Source organism: Corynebacterium sp. ES2794-CONJ1 (genome assembly GCF_025660615.1).
In the GTDB taxonomy this organism is placed as follows: domain Bacteria; phylum Actinomycetota; class Actinomycetes; order Mycobacteriales; family Mycobacteriaceae; genus Corynebacterium.
In genome coordinates, this window is the sequence record NZ_JAOTIM010000006.1 from 47,413 (window position 1) to 65,109 (window position 17,697).

The following is a 17,697-nucleotide window of genomic DNA, read 5'->3' on the forward strand; positions in this document are numbered from 1 at the left end:
CCCTACCTTTCTCCTGCTACTAGGATATCTGCAATCATTCCGTCGGCAAGTAGTCGCCCCCTATCACTGACCGCGACGCGCTGCCCCACCGTCAGGAGGCCGCGTTCGGCGAACCGCTGAATCACCTGCACCTCCAGCTCGTTGAAATGCTCTTTTCCCAAACCTTCCTTAAGCCGAAGCCCCAACATGACTTGCTCTTCGTGGCGCTCTTGAGTGCTCAGCACCTCGCGTTCTGCGATAGGCAACTGACCTGCATTGATCATCTGCGCATACCGCGCGGGGTGTTTAACGTTATAAAAGCGTGTGCCGTCTAGATGCGAGTGAGCCCCTGGCCCTGCTCCCCACCAGTCGTGATTGCGCCAATAACCTAGATTATGGTGGCACTGCCCGCCCTTTTTTGCCCAGTTAGAGACCTCGTACCAATCAAAGCCTGCGGCCTGTAAGGCACGATCGATCATCTCAAAGCGGTCAGCGTAAATATCTTCATCTGGTGCGGGAATATGGCCGTTTCTAATTTTCCGGGCCATCCTCGTGCCGTCCTCGACAATTAGGGAATAGGCCGAGATATGGTCGATATCTAAAGCAAGGATCTGCTCGAGGGTGGCGCGTATATCTGAGTCGCGTTCAGTGGGGGTGCCATAGATCATGTCCAGATTGATATGGTTAATGCCCGCCCGCTGAGCCTCCCGCACCGCCTCGAAGGCGCGCCCGGGGGTGTGTTGGCGCTCAAGAACTTTAAGAACCCTAGGGCTCGCAGATTGCATGCCGAGACTGAGTCGGGTGAACCCCGCCTTCAGCAGAGAGTCAAAGAACTCGGGTGAGGTTGACTCGGGATTGGATTCCGTAGTTATTTCCGCACCACGGGCGATTCCGCACGTAGATCTAATCGCATCGAGGATTCGGCTCAGCCCCTTAGCCCCGAGAACTGATGGGGTTCCCCCACCAATAAAAACGGTATGTGCTGGACCTATATCGTAGCTTTGAACCATGAGCTGAAGCTCGCGCTCCAGGGCGTCAAGGTATGTAGCGGGTGAAAACGCACCTAATTCGCCTGGGACGTAGGTGTTGAAATCGCAGTAACCACACCGGGATTGACAAAAGGGGACGTGGATATATACGCCGAACATCTGAACCTAGGATACTTTGTTGTGTTTTTTGGCTTTGACCCGAGCCACCACAGCATCGATACGCGCCCGCTCACTCAAGAAAGCCGGTGGGTGAGATCCGCGCAGCCCAGCGGTAAAACGTGGGTGTTCGGTTGCTACCGTCTGCAACCAGGCATCGCTGGCCGCTGTGACTGCTTCAAAGGTGCGGGCATACAGCAGCGGCAGACTAAGGCTGTCAACGTCGCGAGCCGCGCGTTCCGTTTCTTTGAGTTCCCACTGCACAATATGGTCTAAATATTCGCCTATGAATTCAGTGCGAGCCCGCAAGGCTATGCTCAGTTCTTGAACACTCACCGGCGATTGCCGGAGCGGAAAACGTTCTCTGAGACTAGCGCTATTGACGATCACGGGCCGATCCGTCTCTTTTAATCGCGGCGCAGCCATAGATACTGTTCCAGAGGCAAGACCAGAGGTTAGGGCCTGACGCAAGCCGATCAGCTCGGCCATCACGCGCCGAGAATCATCGCGAGCGTCTTCGACAATCAGGGAAAATTCTTCGAGGCAATCCTCAACCAATTCGGCATCCCAATCGGCGATGGCTTCGGCCAAGTTTTCGATATAGGTGGCAACTTCATCGCCGATATTAAAGATTTCCTGAGTTAGTTGCAGGTGTCGAACGGTTGCATCGAAAACATGTAGCACCCGTTTACACCCCCTTTTTTTGTCGAGACCTGTAGGCGGCACTCCTAGGTTGTCGCCCTCGCTTCGATCACTCTAAAACATCTGACAAGCAAAGGGGGCACGGCTCGCCGTGCCCCCTTTATAATTTCTTCTTCGCTACTCAAGCGCACCCTGGAAGATTACTGATTGCGCTGGTAGAGGTGCTCAATCTCGGCTGCGTAGCGGCGCTGTACCACGGCGCGCTTTACCTTCATGGTGGGGGTGAGTTCATCATCACCCTCGGTGAGATCGCGATCTAAAATATAGAATTTTTTGATCGCTTCCGCATGCGAAACACTCGCATTGGCCTGATTGACGGCATCCTGTATTTCAGCCCGCAGCATAGGGTTGGTAGCGAGATCGGCGATACTGCGCGATTCCGGAATATTCATATTCAATTTCCACCGTTTCATGGCCTCTTCATCGAGTGTGACCAATAGGCCCACGAAGGGTTTGCCGTCACCAACCACCATGGCTTGAGAGATCAACGGATGAGATCGTAGCGAGTCTTCCATGGGGCCGGGATAAACATTCTTGCCGCCGGCAGTGACAATGAGATCCTTTTGCCGCCCAGTAATAATGAGGTGACCTTCGGGGCTCAACTCGCCAAGGTCTTCTGTGTGGAACCATCCCTCTTCGTCAAAGACTTTGTCGGTGGCTTCGGGGTTATTCCAGTAACCATCAAACACAGTGGGACCTTGGATGAGAATCTCAGAGTCTTCGGCGATGCGGACACTCATTCCGCCGATGGGTGGGCCAACGGTACCAATCCTTTGATTCTCGAAGTCCACTGTTACGGCAGCGGCCGTTTCAGTGAGGCCATAACCCTCGTAGATGCGGGCTCCTATCCCGCGGAAGAAGTGCATCAATTCTGGATCCATCGCACTGCCGCCGGAGATGGCATATTTCACTGAATCACCCATGGCTTGGCGAATCTTCGCATAGATCAATTTATCAAAGCCTGCATGTTTAATCTTTAATACCCGAGATGGCCCCTCAGGATCGTCGAGTGCTTTGGAATATTCGATCGCAACTCTTTCTGCACGCGCAAATAGCGCCGCCTTCACCGGTCCCCCCTCCGCGGCATTAGCCGCTGCGGAGTTGCGCACCTTTTCAAAAACTCGAGGGACCCCCAAGATAAGATTGGGGCGAGAGCGTTGGAATTGCACGCCGAGAGTGGAGAAATCTGACCAGTGCGATTGCGTGGCGCCACTGATTGCCACCGCAAGTGATACAGATCGGCTGAAAACGTGCGCGAGCGGGAGGAAGGTAAGCACCTGAGTTCCCGGAGCAGCAATGCTGCCAATTTTGTTGGTTAATAATCCCCACGCTTCGGCAAGCCAGTTTTTATGTGTTAACCGGCATCCCTTCGGCCGCCCTGTCGTACCGGACGTGTAGACCAGCGACGCGAGATCGGAGCTCTTAGTTGCAGCGATGCGGGAGGAAATATCCTCATCGGGTATATCGCGGCCCTCAAATTTTAACGTTGAAATAGCGGAGGCATTAATCTCGAGTACCCGGCGCAATTGCGAGGTGGACCGAAGAAGTGGCGGTGTGCCCGACTCGTCGAGGACGAGGTTCTTCATGAGCTCGGTATGCTCACGTGTCTCGGTCACGGCGAAAACCGCACCCGAATCTTCAATAATCCACTGCACTTGACTGATCGAGGAGGAACCATAAATGGGCACACTCACCGCTCCCGCCGCCCAGATGGCAAAATCGAGGAGCGACCACTCGTAGCGAGTCTCAGAGAGCAATGCAATGCGATCGCCCTGCTGCACCCCGTTGGCTACAAAGCCTTTGGCTACTTCGAAAACCTCGTCGATGAATTCCTTAGCGGAGACATTGACCCACTCGAAATTCTTAGGCCTGGTAAACATCACCCCATACGGGCGGGCTTTAGCGGTAGCCATCAGGGCAGTCAGACATGTATCGTGCTTGCCTATCGTGTACTCAGCTTCGGTAGTCACTAACTGCATAACGTGTCTTTCATCTCCATCTTCTCTCCGAGGTGCATCTTCGACCTAGCACTATACCCCCGCCTGCCCAGGAAGCCCGTGCCACGCGTAACTTAAGAGATCATCATATTCATCACATTTAGGCTGAAAAATTCCCACGTTCACTCACGGTGGTGGCACAATGGGCAACTGTGGGTTATCAAGAATCTTTGCGCGAATTAGCCGCTGCATACGCAATATCAACGGGCTACACCGGATTCGGTGGACAGCCCATCGAAGTGTCTGACGACACCTTAATCAAGACGCTGAAAGCCTTAGAGGTTGATATCAGCGATCACCCTTCCGAGGAGGAGATTCACCGCAAGCTCCAAGAGCGACACGACGGCGAATTCTCAAGACCGCTGCCGCGCAGTGTGGTCATGATCGATGAAGCCAACTATTACCTGCATGTGCACGTCCATGATGGTGCGCCCGCAGATATTTCCATCACGCTCGAAGATGGTAGCTTAGCTAAGGCCGATCAGGTAGAGAACTGGACTCCAGCTCGCACGATTGCCGGTGTTACATGGGGGGAGGCAACTTTCGAGATCCCAGCCGGACTCCCGCAAGGCTGGCACACCATTACGCTGACCTCTACAGGGATACGTGAGACCTGTCCTTTGATAGTGACCCCTGCGCGACTGTCTACCACCGCTACGTATATCGACCGGCCGGTGCATGGAGTGATGGCACAAATGTACTCGGTGCGCAGCGAAGACAGCTGGGGCATCGGCGATTTTCACGATCTTGCCACCTTAGGTGCTTTTATCGCCGAGCAGAAGGCAGGCGACTTCCTCCTGGTCAATCCGATGCACGCTGGGGAGCCGCTACCCCCAGTGGAGGATTCCCCCTACCTGCCTACCTCACGTCGTTTTACCAATCCGATTTATATACGCATCGAAGATATCCCCGAGATTGATCTCCTTGATAGCGATATTTTGGAAGATATTGCTGATATTGCTGAGGAATTCCAATCCCAGAATCGTGATGCCTCCATCATTGACCGCAACCCCATTTATGCGGCGAAGTTACAGGTACTTCATGAGGTCTTCAATGCCGGGCGAAATAAGAAACGGGAAGCTGAATTCCAGGCATATATTGCCCGCGAAGGCGAAGGTCTCGCACGCTTTGCATCGTGGTGTGCCAAACAGGAAGCTAAACTCGCCGGCGGCCACGCCATGGATAACGCAAATGCTGTGGAATTTTATATGTGGCTGCAATGGATCTGCGATAGCCAACTCGCTGCCGCCCAGCAGGCATTGCGCGATGCCGGTATGAAGATTGGCATCATGGCCGATCTTGCGGTGGGCGTACACCCAGGTGGATCCGATGCAGAAAACCTCGCCGAATATTTGGCCCCCGACGCCAGCGTCGGCGCCCCACCGGATGCGTATAACCAGCAAGGCCAGGACTGGTCGCAGCCTCCGTGGCATCCGGAGAAACTCGCTGCTGCTGGATACAAGCCATGGCGCGATATGCTGCGCACAGTATTGCGCAATTCTGGCGGCATTCGCGTTGACCACGTGCTGGGCTTATTTAGGCTCTTCTGGATTCCGCGCTTACAAGACCCATCCACTGGCACCTATGTGAACTATGATTACCGCGCTCTCGTCGGCATTCTGGCTCTCGAGGCTGAGCGCGCAGGAGCTGTAGTCATTGGCGAAGATCTCGGCACTTTCGAACCATGGGTACAACAGGCTCTCGCCGACTACGGCATTATGGGCACCTCCGTCTTGTGGTTTGAATCCTCGCCATCTCAGGGAGGGCCACGCTATCAAGGCGAGTACCGTCAGGCTGCACTAAGCTCGGTGACTACCCATGATCTTCCTCCTACCTGCGGGTATTTGGAAGGTCGCCATATCACTTTGCGCGATCAGCTCGGCTTGCTGATTACTGATGCAGACCAGGAAATTGCCGAAGATCTGAATTGGCAGGCTGAAGTACTCAACCGGGTCAAGGAGCAGGGCGGTTTCGAGGGCGAGGATAACTCAGTGGAAAACTTCCACGGCGTAGCCCGCGATGAGCGCGGCGATACCGAAACTCTCGTCGCAGCTCTACACCGCTTTATCGCCCACACCCCATCCGCGCTGACCTGCACAGCTTTGGTAGATATGGTTGGCGATCGGCGCGTGCAGAATCAGCCAGGTACCACGAAGGATCTTTACCCGAACTGGTGTGTGCCACTTACCGATCATGAGGGCAAGGCAGTGCTGATCGAGGATCTGTATTCGAGTTCGAGTTTCCAGCATATTGCGGCCGCCTCCGCGCGACCCTAATGCGCTTCTGATGCAGGCTTTCGGGCCTGCATTTTTTAATTCTCGCTGACGCATGCGGCCTCATCTGCGTAGAATAAATGGAGTACGAAGTGTCATCGCAGAAATGTATGTCTCTTCAAGTAGTGAACAAGAAGGCACAGATTTCCATGACTCCAGCTCCAGCCCTGAGCGCCCGCGGTCTAGCAAAAAGCTTCCGCAGGGGCTCTATTCATGCCGTGCGCGGTATTTCCTTTGATGTCCAAGAAGGCGAGGTCGTTGGCCTCCTCGGCCATAACGGAGCCGGCAAAACAACCCTGATCGATCTCATCGTAGGATTGACCTCCCCTACCGCGGGCAGCATAGAAGTCTATGGACTCAAACCCCGCCAGGCTATTGCTCGCGGACTGGTAGGCGCCATGCTCCAAAACGGCAGTCTATTGCCTATCCTCACCGTTAGTGAAACTTTAAGAATGGTGCAGGCAACCTATAGCCAGCATCTCCCCTTAGAGGAAATTCTCGAGATCTGCGAACTCAACGAGCTGGCATCACGCAAGGTTGCCGCCTGCTCTGGCGGAGAGCAGCAGCGTGTCAAACTCGCCATTGCTCTCCTCGGCGATCCACACCTCCTGCTCCTGGACGAACCCACCACGGCGATGGACCCGAGTGCCCGACAAAAATTATGGGATGCTCTCGAACGCTTCGCCGCGCGCGGCAAAACGGTACTCTTTTCCACTCACTATTTAAAGGAAGCCGAAGACTTCGCCCACCGGCTTATTATCCTTAAACGAGGCCGCGTTATCGCCTCTGGGACTCCACAGGAGATTCTCCAAGCCCAAGGTGAAATCAGTATCGATGTGGACTACCCGGGTGATATTCCCCCGCATATTATTGATCTCAGCTCTGGGTACAGTCGTCATGGGCACACCCACCACTTCTTAACACGCGATTCTGATTATCTCGCCAAGGCGCTCTTATCTTTGAACGGTACTCAGAATCTTCGCATTAGTGCCATGAGCTTGGACGAGCTCTTTGCCTTAGAGAAGAACTAGAAAGAAGGCCGCCTGTGCTCGATTATTATCTGTTATCCATTAAGCGTCCTTTTAAAGACACCACTAATGTCATCCTCACCTCGGGTCTGCCCGTGGCCTTGTATATTATTTTCGGTGCCGCCCAGGACTATCAGGGGGTAACGCTTAAAGGTGGGAATGTAGAAGCCTATATTCTCATCGGTCTCGCCCTTTATGGAGGGGTAGTGGCGGCAGTCAATACCGCTGGCAGCGCGGTGGTTGACCAAAACAGTGGGTGGGGTCGCATGATGGCTACCACGCCCTTGCGGTTACGGCATTATATCGCTGCCCAAATCTGTACGATTTTCGCTTTTACGATGCTACCCGTGGCGGCCGTTCTTGCGACTGGCTATATGCTGGGCGCACGAATGGATGAGTGGATACTCACTTTTTTCGTCACCGTCGCGGTCGCTGTCCCCTTCGGCTTTTATGGGCTCTTATGGGCCAGCTTCCTCCCCTCCTCCACCTCGATTACTATCGCCACAACCTCGATCGTGCTGCTGGCTTTTCTAGGCAATCTCTTTATGCCCATGCCGGAGGCAATTGTGCGGTGGGGGGAGTGGACCCCGATGTTTGGCAGCGGGGTATTAGCCCGGTATTTCGTGGCAGAAGGCTCTCAATTCACCCAAGATGCTGGGCTGATGACCACCTCTTTGGCCCTTGCCTTCGCCAATTTCGGGATCTGGACCACGATCTTAGTCACTGGTTGTATTTACGCAGCAACGCGGGATAAAAACCGGGCTTAGTAATAGAGCGAAATCACGGCGAAGGTAACGATCATCCCGGTGAAATAATTCATCACGAGAAATACCCGCCACGCCTTATTGACCTCCTCACAGGTCTCGTCGGTGATAAAGAAAAACCGTGCCGTATTGGCCACATATCCCAGACCGCACACCCCAATGAGCCAACCCGGGAAGGGCAGGGCGAAGAGCATCACTGCAGCCACGAGGTAGAATAGACCCGCTAATCTTGTGGTCAATCTAGGCCCTAGTGCGGTTGCGATCGAGTGCAGATTCCCCTCTCGATCCGCCTTCACATCTTGGACTGCCCCTAAAGCATGGCTAGCCATCCCCCAGAAGAAGAAGGAGAGGATAGGTAGCCAATACGTGGGCGGAAAATCCGGGTGCTCAATGGTCAACCCCACCAGTGCGGGAGTAGTAAAGTGCGCCGAGGACGTAATCGAATCTAGCACCGGACGCTCTTTGAAGCGCATCGGAGGTGCAGAATATGCCACCACGGCACCCACAGAGAGAGCCAACCACGCTCCACTGGTGAATGTACCCACAAGGAAGAACCAGATGAGGAAGGGTACCGTACTCACCACGGAGGCGATAAGCAGTGGCTTGTGCATAGACCGCGCCAAGATGGCGCCCTCTACCCCACCCTTGCGTGGGTTGCGTATATCGGATTCGTAATCAAAGACATCATTGATGCCGTACATCGCAATATTGTAGGGAATGAGGAAAAAGAAAACCCCACCGAAAAAGAGCAGGTCAACCTGACCGCCAGCTAAGAGATAGGCTAATCCGAAAGGAAAGGCCGTATTAACCCAGCTAATAGGCCGAGAGGCTTTAAGGATATTTACACAAGTAGTCATGGCTTCCACCAGGCGGCAATAAAGAGGGCGGCTACGATGGGATAGAAGAAATCTTCAACGGGAACAAGTCCGAGGTGTAGTCCAAGGCGCTGATCCTGGCCGTAAGCGACGAGCTTCGCCCAAATCATAAGGTTGTCAAAAATAGCGGTGAGAATGAGCAACAACGCAGTCACGATGCCCAGTTCTTTAATATTGCGGTGCTCAGATCGCCACCACATTACCCCAGCCCCGAGCACAAAGGGCACACTAATCAGGGTATAGATCACTGCCGAACCTCCTGTGCGCGGCTCAATCGCCTCACAGCTGTGGTGAGGTTGATGGTCAGATAGGACAGAAATATCAGAAAGATTGGCTCCTCGAGAGGAAGTTCAGGAGCGAGAAGAATCCCCGTCATATACGGCGATCCCCCGCGAAAGAATGTTCCAGTAATAATTCCTAGCCCGTCCCAGATTAAAAAGATCAGCACGAGCAGGGCAATGATGATCCCGGCGTGACGGGCGTTGAGAAAGAATGCTAATCGATAGCGGTAGTCGCAGGCCACCATAGCGCTTAGTGAACCGAGCAGGATCAGCAGATAGACCAGACCCGTCATGAACCCACCGTATCTAAAGGACCAGGAGAAGTGTCGCCGTTGATGCGCTTAAGTACGTTCTCTGCAGAGATTAGGCACATGGGAACCCCAACACCTGGCAGCGTGGTAGCACCAGCATAGTAGAGGTCTGCGACTTTCGAGGACTTATTTTTGCCCCTAAAGAAAGCGGACTGGCTCAAAGTATGCGCCGGACCGATCGATCCGCCCCGCCAGGCATGGAAGTGCTCGGCAAAATCGCTCGGTCCTAGGCTCTTGCGCACCACAATGCGCTCGGCGAGATCTGGGACCTTGGTCCATGCAGCGATTTGCTCGATGGCGGCGTCGGCAATTGCACTAATCGCGGGGTCTGCCTGCTCGCGGTAAGCATCCCCATAGCCGAAGGTGGTGCGCGCCGGGGCCGGGATGAGAACGAAGAGGTTTTCGTGGTCCTCGGGGGCGACCTCAGGGTCTGTCTTCGACGGCATAGATATATAGATCGAGCGGGATGCTTCGAGGGGACGCTGATCACTGGGGCCAGAGAAAACAGCATCGAAATCGTGGGACCAGTCCCTGCTGAACAGCAGATTATGGTGATCTAATTCGGGCAGCCGGCCGCGCACGCCAAGAAGGAGCAACACGGTGCCAATGCCTGGATTTTTCTTACCAAAGTAGGCATCGCTATAGGTGCGCAGCTCGGTGGGAAGTAGCCGGGTTTCGGTGTGGTGTAAATCGGCGGAAGACACCACGATATCGGCGGGGAGTTCTTCGAGGTCACCGTCTTCGTTGCGAACCCGCAAGCCGGTGGCTTTTTTATTCTCGGTGGTAATAGCAACGACGGAGGTATTAAAGCGGAATATTGCACCGTGGTGCTCGGCGAGGCGGTGGATGGCTTTCGCCACTGCCATGAAGCCACCTTGCGGGTATTTTACTCCCAAGTCCAGATCGGTATAGCTCATGAGGTGATAGAGCGCGGGTGTCGTCTCTGGGCGGGCGGATAAAAAGACTGCTGGGTATTTAAGGACCTGGCGCAGCCTCGTATCGCTGAAGCGTTCATCGACGAAATCCGCTAATGACTTATACAGCAATGTCGCCAGGCGCCCGAGGCGTTGGCGAACCGTGTGGTGGATAAAGGGGTTGATGGAGGAAAATGTTGTATATAGGAAGCGCTCGATGGATAGATCGTAGGCATCTTTGGCGCTATCAAGGTAGAGTTCGAGGGCTTCACCGGCCCCTTCTTCGATACTCTCAAATAATTCGATGGCGGCGGCGCGGTTGGAGGGAATATCAAGGGGCGGGCGCCCTTCTGGGAACAGGCGGTAGCCGGGCTCGAGATCCACAAGATCGAGTTCCTGCCCGGTGCTGGTACCCATGAGCTCGAAGAAATGATCAAAGGCATCGGGCATGAGATACCAGGACGGGCCAGTATCCCACCGGAACCCCTGGTCGGTGATTTCACCGGAGCGACCTCCGATGCCGCTGTTTTTTTCTATCACTTCCACCTGCATACCCGCTTTGGCCAGTAGTGCGGCGGTGGCGAGGCCCGCAAAACCGGAGCCGATGATGAGAACTTTCATATCCTATCCTTTGATGTAGTGGTAAATGCGCGCTGGATTGCGCGCACAAAGATTTTAGTTTTCGTGATCGAGCTCACACTGACTCGCCGGGAATAGATATCCGAGGTTGGTGTCTGATCGAGCAACCTGGTTAACTCCGCAAAGAAATCAGTAGCTGCGATCACCCCCATGCGAGAGGAATAGGGCAAATGGGGAATAACAGTTCGGGCGAGACGGAGGTCATGGCGGATATCGTCGATGAGCTCTTTTTTAGTTGCATCGTTCAGTTCGCGTTCTGCAAGCTGGGGGAAGTATCGGCGACCGAGAGCGTGGGAGTCTTCCGATAGATCGCGGAGGAAGTTGATCTTTTGGAATGCTGCTCCCAAGGCTCTTGCCCCCTCCTCCATGAGCTCTCTTTCTTGGGTTGTGATAGGGATATCGACGATAAAGGCTTGCAAACATAATAGTCCGATGACTTCAGCTGAGCCGTAGACATAAGCGGCGAAATCTAAAGCATCGTATGTTGTTTGATGTAAATCGCGGCGCATCGAGGCGAAAAAGGCCCGGATATATTCTTCCTTAAAGCCGCAGCGTCTAGCGCTTTGACCGTAGGCATGCAGCACCGGATCAGTATGGAAACGCTGCCTGGGAGCTAGTAAAACCCGCTGTTCATAGGCGTCTAATTCCGCACTTACGTCGGCTGTGCTGAGCTGAGCCTCGCCGGCGGTCCCATCGACGATTTCGTCGGCAATGCGCACCATGGCATAAAGGTGGGCGATATCGCGTCGTACGCGGGGTGCCAGAAGTTTCGTTGCCAAGGAAAAACTGGTGGAATACGAACTGATAATCTCCCGACTAGCGGCAGAGGAGGCGTTATCGTAGCGCTCTAAGTAGCTAAGGCTTGGGCGAAGTCGCATTATTTTCCCTCCCACTGACTAGTTTTTGCATGGTGGAACCCAGCGCACCGCGGTGGCTCAAACGCAGTGGTGGAGGTTGGGTACGGAAATTCTTAAACATGGTGTAGAAACCTCGTGTGAAGCGAATAAAGAGCTGCCGCGCTCCGAAAAGCGCTCTGGGATCCATCTCAACGAGGAGATCATCCTGGTACCAGACGGTCTCATGGGGGCGCACCGCGAAGGAGAGATTCAAATCTTCGTGGACGAAAGTATCAGTGAAATCGACCTGATCCCGCACCTCTTCCCACCAGCTGCGCCGAATGGCAAAATTGGTTCCGTAGAACGGGTAGTGCCCTAATGCGGAAGCTGTGGTGGAGAGATAACTACCCACATAGAGCTTGCTTGCGATACGAGACCAGGGGGATGGTAATTGGAATCGTGCATTGCCTGTGATCCCTACCACGCGCAGACCAGGATTTTTATCTGCGCGATCAAAGGTGGTGTGCAGCTTTGCAATATAGTCACGGGGCAGAACTGCATCGGCGTCTGTGCGCACCATAATATCGCCCGTGCTCGCCTCGAAACCGGCCCACACCGCTCGAGTTATTCCGCGGTGTGGTTCGCTGACTACTCGCGCCCCAAATTTTTCTGCCACCTCAGCGGAATGATCTTCCGACCCATTATCAATCACAATGACTTCATCTGCAGGAATAGTCTGGTCGCTCAGGCTTTCCAGCAGCCGCGCTAACAGGGGGGCATCATTGAGGCAGGGGATGATCATGGATATGCGTCGAGAATGCATCAAGTGGGGTTTCTCCAGACTGCCTCTGCTTGACTCGGGCTCGAGTGGCATGGCGACGGTGGTGGCTGCGTCCTTCTATCTTAATCGACACCCCTCAGTTGCGGGGGCTTCCTTTTTAAGAATATTGGCTTATTATCCACGCGATAACAACGACCGCTAGCAACAGATACAGTGCCTGGGTGACTCGCGAACGTGGATAGCTACGCCTCCGTTTAGGGAGGTTTTGATCTTTTTTCCGGAGTTCTTCGGGGTTAGCCATTAGTTCCTTTCATCCCCAGTATTCACGGTTTTCACACGGGCATTCTTCACCCACGCCACTATGCGCAGCCACAGTGACCCTGAAATATCCACCACCCGCAGCCACACCACAGCGATCATAGCGCCGAGGGGGACCACCACAACAAACACCACAACAACCTGCAACCAGAAATTGGTGGTGGTGAGGAATTGGGTGAAGGCATCCATAATTTTATAAGCTACCCGCTAGTCCACGACGGCGCAGCAACGGAGTGATATCTTTTTCTCGGCCGCGCAGCTTGATAAAAGCTTCGTGGTAATCATCGGCTCCACCCCGGGAGAGAACGAGATCACGGAATTTTTGACCTGCCTGCCGAGCCGCTGCATCGCCAGCGTGTGCTCCCGCAGCGTGACATTCGGTAAACCAATCAAATCCATCGGCGTCGAGAACCTCTGCCCATAAATACGAGTAGTAGCCCGCTGAGTAACCGCCAGCAAAAATATGCGCAAAATAAAGACTCCCATAGCGCGGGGCTAGATGGGCCACCTCAAGCCCCGCCTTCGCAAGAGCTTGGCGCTCGAACTCGGCTATATCTTCAGGGCGCAGTTTGTGTGCTTCGTCCGGAGAGAGGCTGTGCCATGCGAGGTCGATGATTGCGGAGGCGAGGTACTCAGAGGTTGCACAACCTTGACCGAATTGCTGGGCCTTTGTCATGGCCTCTCGCATCTGGGTGGGAAGTGGCTCTCCTGTGTCAATATGGAAGGCGTAGTGGGAGAGGATAGCGTCATCAAAGGCCCAATTCTCGTTGATCTGGGAGGGGAATTCCACATAATCTCGAGGCACCCGGGTACCCGAAAAGGTGGGATATTTCACCTGGGAAAACAGTCCATGCAGACCGTGGCCGAATTCGTGGAAGAGTGTGGTGACTTCATCGAGACTCAGCAGCGGATCGGAGCCATCGACGGGCTTATTAATATTGAGCACGTTGACCACGACCGGTTTATCCCCCAGTAGCTCGGACTGATCCACAAATGAGCTCATCCAGGCTCCTCCACGCTTGGATGGGCGGGCGAAATAGTCCGTGAGCACTAGCCCGATCCCTTCCCCATTTTCTTCCAGGATCTCATAAATCTTCACATCCGGGTGGTAGGCCACCAAATCGGGGCGTGGCTGTACAGTGATGCCATAGAGCCTAGAAGCTGCATAGAAGAGGCCATCGTTAACAACCCGACTGAGCGGGAAGTATTTCTTCAGTTCGGTTTCATCGAGGTGGTAGTCGCGGTGGCGTATATAAGTTTCCCAGTAAGGCCAGTCTGCTGCCCCGATAGTCGCACCGTGGTCTGATTCGCTGTCCAGATCAGCGGCCTCATGGAGTAATTTGAATTCATTGCGAGCATTTGTGGCGGCAGCGGGTGCCAAATCTGATAGCAGTTGCGAGGCTGCATGACTATCAGGGGCGGTTTCCTCTGCGATCACGTACTCGGCGTGATTGTCATAGCCCAATAAAGCAGCTCTCTCAGCGCGCAGCTGCACCGTTTTGATAACGGTCTCAGCATTGCTCGCACCCCGGTGCTTGGATGCTTCATAGAGAGTGGCCCGAACCGTGGGGCTTTCTAGATGACTTAAAGCCGATTGTACGGTTGGAAGCTCGAGTGGCAAGACATAGCCTTCGCGCCCTAGATCCTGAGCATAATGGCGGGCTGACTGAATAGTAGCCTCATCGAGCCCACGGAGGTCTTCCCGGTCAAAAGTAGGCGCATCCTGAGTAGTGGATTTCCGAAGCTCGGAATTAAAGCGCTCGGATAGCGAAGAGAGCTGCGCGTTGATCTCCTTTAACCGCTGCTGCTTATCCGCGCTGAGATTGATCCCCCTCCTTGTAAATTGCCGCATCAGGTGGTCAAAAAGTCTTTGAGATTCAGGGGCAACGGGAACTTGCACATCCTTAAGCCGCTGATAGAGCTGAGCATTGAGGAAAATAGCATCAGTATGGGCTGCTAACTGCGGGGCGACGGTGGCCGCAATATCTTCTAACTCGGTAGTCGAATCGGTGCCAAGAAGATTGAAGAAGACCGCGGCTACGCGCTCGAGATTGCGACCGGATTTTTCCCAAGCTTCTACAGTATTGTCCCATGTTGCTGGATCTTCGTTGGTGGCAATCGCGGTGATCTCAGCGTCGTGCTCGGCTATGGCCGCTGCGAATGCTGGCTGGAAATGCTCAGTTTTGATGTCCGCGAAGGGCGGAAGTTGGTAGGGCAACGTGGAGGGGACTAAAAGGGGGTTATATTCGCTCATGGCTACCTATGCTAGCTGCTAAAATCTAAGGCTATGCAACCAGATGTGCAACCGACGGTCGAAGCGATCGACAATCCCTTGGCACCGTCTACTGCGGTGCGGTATTTCCTGGCCAGTTATGCCAGCTACCGCCCCTTTGAGCCCTCCTATCGCACCACATTTGCCGGCGAGGCCCTGAGCACCCTCACCCTAGCGCAGCCGCATCGCGGTGCCGATCAGATATCTTTACTCCCCCTTCTCATCACGGCACCACAGTCGGCTGAGCCACTGCACGATTGCCCGGTGATGGTTTTTATTCACGGTGGTAGTTATGAGTCGGGGCATTTCCGCGAACCAGTATTTGAGGCTGCGGCCTTGGCTGAGCAAGGCTTTATTGTAGTGAGCGTGGAATACCGTTTGGCTATCGAAGGCTTCGTTCGCTTTTCAGGGGAGAAGGATTATCGCGGAATCGAAGATTGCCGTGAAGCAATTGGGTGGGTGGCTGATAATATTGAGCGCTTCGGCGGTGATCCCACCAATATAACGGTGGTGGGGCATTCTGCGGGGGCAGGCATAGCTCTCTGGTTGGGGCGCAAGGATCATTACGACGGCACTTTTCGACGCATCCTGGCTGTTAGTCCCGCTTTTCCGCGCCATCCTTTCAGAAAAAATCTCTTGCGGGCATGTTTGCGCGTACCGTTGACTCAGGACGACCTGAGGCGTCTTGGACCTAGCCGGCTGGACAAGGGCGCGCAGCGATTTAGTCGACTGGTAGCAAGCGATCTCGCTTTCGGCCCTTATCCTTTCGAGCCTGCGGAGATGGCGGATCTGCCCATTATTATTAGCTGCACCGATGGTGAGATGTTTGACCTCAAAGAGAAGCCCTTTATTCCGGGTTCTATCCTGCGTAGGATTTTCGGGATGCCACAAAGCTATGAGCCTGATGGTCCCCTGCTCGGTTCACTTGTCGGAGATACTATGATCCGGCAATGGGCCCTCGGTATCGGTCAGGTGAGACCAAAAGATACGTGGCTTATTGATTACCAGGGAGACCCTCCGATCATTCATGGGGCGGATCTACGCTGGGTATTCGGAAGCGCCCCCAATCCCCCGATCTTTAATATTGTCAAGGACTACCTTCGCGGTGTGCTTCCCTCCTGGCCTGATTATTCCGCCAATAGACAGGTTCTTATTGCACCGATCGGACGCGAGCCCTATCCCGAGAGTGACCCTTATGGGCAGTTGCGGGTGACTCTCGGCCTATGATTAGTATTGCGGGGCCGGCATTTCAACGCCTCAGCGGTACCCAAACCAATGCCAGTTATATTCTCGGCGATCAGGTGTGGAAGGTGCTGGCGCATCCGGAACCTGGAATTCATCCTGATGTTGAAATCACAGCTGCGCTTCACCGACACGTTGCAGAATTTATTGGTGAGATTCGCGACGGTGATGCCACCGCGGTCATCATCACCTCTGTCCTGCCCGATGCCCAAGATTGCTGGGCGGCACGAGAGCAACTAGATCCTCATGATGCCTCTGCAATGGGCGCGATCCTTAAAGAAGTGCACGAAGATCTAGCCCATGCCTTTGCTACGGGCCAGCGGCGGGATCTGCGGGAGACATTTCTTGAACGCCTACACCTTTTTGCCTCGCGTACCAAGATTATTGCGGAATTTCTCCCCGCGGCGGAGCGGATATACTCGATCTTTGATCGCCCTATCCCTGTGCAACGCATTCATGGGGATCTTCACCTTGGCCAAATTCTTCGATCACACGGGGCGTTTTACCTCATAGATTTCGAAGGTGAGCCTACTGTTCCGCTATCCCAGCGCCGACTCCCGGATTCTCCTATGCGAGATCTCGCGGGCATGATCCGGAGCTTCGATTATGCTGGTCTCGATTATGGGGAGGATTTCCTCACTGGCTACGGTGACTATGACGCACAGCTTCTTGAGGCCTATATGGTGGATAAGGTGCTCTACGAGATCGACTACGAAGCACATCACCGTCCCGATTGGGTGCAGATTCCCCTGAATGCGGCGCGGACGCTACTTTCCTAAAAGCCGGCGAGGAGTCGCTCGCGCAACTGCTGGTGACCGAGTTGCTCAACCATCCACGGGCTAAAAGCAAAAGGGGTTGAGTCAACGGCACGGATGAGATCGGTGGCATTCACCCACCGGTAGGAATCCACCTCGGTTGGATCGGGAGCTATGTCGGCACTAATGCGGGCGATAAAAACGGGGCAGATTTCGTATTCCACGATCCCGCTGGAATCAACGGCACGATAGCGGAAATCCGGCAGCACAACCTCAACCTCATCGAGGCTCTCTATTCCCAGCTCGTGGGGAACCCAGCGGTGCACGGCGTCGAGGGCGGTTTCGTGTGGGCCTAAATGCCCGCACGCGGAATTGGTCCACACTCCAGGCCACGTGGCCTTTGAGAGGGCTCGCCTGGTCATGAGAAATTGGCCGTGGGGATTGAAAACATAGCAGGAAAAAGCCAAGTGCAATGGTGTGGTGCTGCTATGCACGGTTGCTTTAGGGGCAGTGGAATATGGGGTTCCCTCATCGTCGACAAGCACAACGGTATCTGTCATATCACTGCCTCTTCTTGGTTGGGTA

Annotated in this window: 17 protein-coding genes; 5 read left to right on the top strand and 12 right to left on the bottom strand. The window is 54.3% G+C overall.

Translation table 11 applies throughout. The annotated features are described in order from the left end of the window. Nucleotides 1-2: 2 nt before the first annotated feature. The 3 genes from hemW to N7326_RS08240 form a co-directional block, all read right to left on the bottom strand. Complete coding sequence (hemW, locus tag N7326_RS08230) at nucleotides 3-1,127, bottom strand: radical SAM family heme chaperone HemW (RefSeq protein WP_259079901.1); 1,125 nt, start codon at nucleotides 1,125-1,127, stop codon at nucleotides 3-5. Nucleotides 1,128-1,133: 6 nt separating this feature from the next. Then, complete coding sequence (locus N7326_RS08235; RefSeq protein ID WP_259079890.1) at nucleotides 1,134-1,808, bottom strand: hypothetical protein; 675 nt, start codon at nucleotides 1,806-1,808, stop codon at nucleotides 1,134-1,136. 158 nt (nucleotides 1,809-1,966) lie between these two features. Further along, complete coding sequence (locus N7326_RS08240; protein WP_259079888.1) at nucleotides 1,967-3,805, bottom strand: AMP-dependent synthetase/ligase; 1,839 nt, start codon at nucleotides 3,803-3,805, stop codon at nucleotides 1,967-1,969. Nucleotides 3,806-3,975: 170 nt separating this feature from the next. On the opposite strand from N7326_RS08240, the gene N7326_RS08245 reads away from it, so the two are divergent. The 3 genes from N7326_RS08245 (at nucleotide 3,976) to N7326_RS08255 (ending at nucleotide 7,891) form a co-directional block, all read left to right on the top strand. After that, nucleotides 3,976-6,099, top strand: coding sequence for a 4-alpha-glucanotransferase (locus tag N7326_RS08245; RefSeq protein WP_263088455.1), 2,124 nt, complete (start codon nucleotides 3,976-3,978; stop codon nucleotides 6,097-6,099). A gap of 107 nt (nucleotides 6,100-6,206) precedes the next feature. Continuing rightward, complete coding sequence (locus tag N7326_RS08250) at nucleotides 6,207-7,127, top strand: ABC transporter ATP-binding protein (RefSeq protein WP_263088456.1); 921 nt, start codon at nucleotides 6,207-6,209, stop codon at nucleotides 7,125-7,127. Nucleotides 7,128-7,141: 14 nt separating this feature from the next. Further along, nucleotides 7,142-7,891 (top strand): ABC transporter permease, encoded by a 750-nt coding sequence (locus N7326_RS08255; RefSeq protein ID WP_259079885.1) that lies wholly within the window; start codon nucleotides 7,142-7,144, stop codon nucleotides 7,889-7,891. On the opposite strand, the gene N7326_RS08260 is transcribed toward N7326_RS08255, so the two are convergent. The 8 genes from N7326_RS08260 to N7326_RS08295 form a co-directional block, all read right to left on the bottom strand. Continuing rightward, nucleotides 7,888-8,745 carry a prenyltransferase gene (locus N7326_RS08260; protein WP_259079883.1) on the bottom strand — a complete coding sequence of 286 codons (858 nt, stop codon included), beginning with the start codon at nucleotides 8,743-8,745 and terminating at the stop codon, nucleotides 7,888-7,890. The genes N7326_RS08255 and N7326_RS08260 overlap by 4 nt on opposite strands. Continuing rightward, entirely contained in the window at nucleotides 8,742-9,011 is a 270-nt protein-coding gene (locus N7326_RS08265) for a lycopene cyclase domain-containing protein (RefSeq protein WP_259079876.1), read from the bottom strand. Before N7326_RS08265 ends, N7326_RS08260 begins: the two co-directional genes overlap by 4 nt. Next, on the bottom strand, nucleotides 9,008-9,337 hold the full coding sequence (locus N7326_RS08270) for a lycopene cyclase domain-containing protein (protein WP_259079874.1): 330 nt from the start codon (nucleotides 9,335-9,337) through the stop codon (nucleotides 9,008-9,010). Before N7326_RS08270 ends, N7326_RS08265 begins: the two co-directional genes overlap by 4 nt. Beyond that, complete coding sequence (gene crtI / locus N7326_RS08275) at nucleotides 9,334-10,890, bottom strand: phytoene desaturase family protein (protein WP_259079872.1); 1,557 nt, start codon at nucleotides 10,888-10,890, stop codon at nucleotides 9,334-9,336. Before crtI ends, N7326_RS08270 begins: the two co-directional genes overlap by 4 nt. Then, nucleotides 10,887-11,786, bottom strand: a complete 900-nt coding sequence (locus N7326_RS08280) for a phytoene/squalene synthase family protein (protein WP_259079865.1) — start codon at nucleotides 11,784-11,786, stop codon at nucleotides 10,887-10,889. Before N7326_RS08280 ends, crtI begins: the two co-directional genes overlap by 4 nt. Beyond that, on the bottom strand, nucleotides 11,764-12,567 hold the full coding sequence (locus tag N7326_RS08285) for a glycosyltransferase (protein ID WP_263088457.1): 804 nt from the start codon (nucleotides 12,565-12,567) through the stop codon (nucleotides 11,764-11,766). Before N7326_RS08285 ends, N7326_RS08280 begins: the two co-directional genes overlap by 23 nt. A gap of 258 nt (nucleotides 12,568-12,825) precedes the next feature. After that, nucleotides 12,826-13,032, bottom strand: a complete 207-nt coding sequence (locus N7326_RS08290; protein WP_259079861.1) for a hypothetical protein — start codon at nucleotides 13,030-13,032, stop codon at nucleotides 12,826-12,828. A gap of 4 nt (nucleotides 13,033-13,036) precedes the next feature. Next, a complete protein-coding gene (locus tag N7326_RS08295) occupies nucleotides 13,037-15,097 on the bottom strand; it encodes a M3 family metallopeptidase (RefSeq protein ID WP_263088458.1) in 2,061 nt (686 codons plus the stop codon). Nucleotides 15,098-15,130: 33 nt separating this feature from the next. On the opposite strand from N7326_RS08295, the gene N7326_RS08300 reads away from it, so the two are divergent. Together N7326_RS08300 and N7326_RS08305 are read left to right on the top strand one after the other, a co-directional pair. Further along, a complete protein-coding gene (locus N7326_RS08300) occupies nucleotides 15,131-16,342 on the top strand; it encodes an alpha/beta fold hydrolase (protein ID WP_263088460.1) in 1,212 nt (403 codons plus the stop codon). Beyond that, nucleotides 16,339-17,136, top strand: coding sequence for a phosphotransferase (locus tag N7326_RS08305; RefSeq protein WP_263088461.1), 798 nt, complete (start codon nucleotides 16,339-16,341; stop codon nucleotides 17,134-17,136). Before N7326_RS08300 ends, N7326_RS08305 begins: the two co-directional genes overlap by 4 nt. On the opposite strand, the gene idi is transcribed toward N7326_RS08305, so the two are convergent. After that, nucleotides 17,133-17,672 (bottom strand): isopentenyl-diphosphate Delta-isomerase, encoded by a 540-nt coding sequence (gene idi, locus N7326_RS08310; protein WP_263088462.1) that lies wholly within the window; start codon nucleotides 17,670-17,672, stop codon nucleotides 17,133-17,135. The genes N7326_RS08305 and idi overlap by 4 nt on opposite strands. Nucleotides 17,673-17,697: the final 25 nt, after the last annotated feature.

Coding starts and splice junctions, on each gene's coding strand:
- N7326_RS08270 (WP_259079874.1), bottom strand. CDS start 9,337: ATGACGGGTCTGGTCTATCTGCTGATCCTGCTCGGTTCACTAAGCGCT.
- N7326_RS08240 (WP_259079888.1), bottom strand. CDS start 3,805: ATGCAGTTAGTGACTACCGAAGCTGAGTACACGATAGGCAAGCACGAT.
- N7326_RS08305 (WP_263088461.1), top strand. CDS start 16,339: ATGATTAGTATTGCGGGGCCGGCATTTCAACGCCTCAGCGGTACCCAA.
- N7326_RS08280 (WP_259079865.1), bottom strand. CDS start 11,786: ATGCGACTTCGCCCAAGCCTTAGCTACTTAGAGCGCTACGATAACGCC.
- idi (WP_263088462.1), bottom strand. CDS start 17,672: ATGACAGATACCGTTGTGCTTGTCGACGATGAGGGAACCCCATATTCC.
- N7326_RS08285 (WP_263088457.1), bottom strand. CDS start 12,567: ATGCATTCTCGACGCATATCCATGATCATCCCCTGCCTCAATGATGCC.
- crtI (WP_259079872.1), bottom strand. CDS start 10,890: ATGAAAGTTCTCATCATCGGCTCCGGTTTTGCGGGCCTCGCCACCGCC.
- N7326_RS08260 (WP_259079883.1), bottom strand. CDS start 8,745: ATGACTACTTGTGTAAATATCCTTAAAGCCTCTCGGCCTATTAGCTGG.
- N7326_RS08295 (WP_263088458.1), bottom strand. CDS start 15,097: ATGAGCGAATATAACCCCCTTTTAGTCCCCTCCACGTTGCCCTACCAA.
- N7326_RS08290 (WP_259079861.1), bottom strand. CDS start 13,032: ATGGATGCCTTCACCCAATTCCTCACCACCACCAATTTCTGGTTGCAG.
- N7326_RS08300 (WP_263088460.1), top strand. CDS start 15,131: ATGCAACCAGATGTGCAACCGACGGTCGAAGCGATCGACAATCCCTTG.
- hemW (WP_259079901.1), bottom strand. CDS start 1,127: ATGTTCGGCGTATATATCCACGTCCCCTTTTGTCAATCCCGGTGTGGT.
- N7326_RS08250 (WP_263088456.1), top strand. CDS start 6,207: ATGTCTCTTCAAGTAGTGAACAAGAAGGCACAGATTTCCATGACTCCA.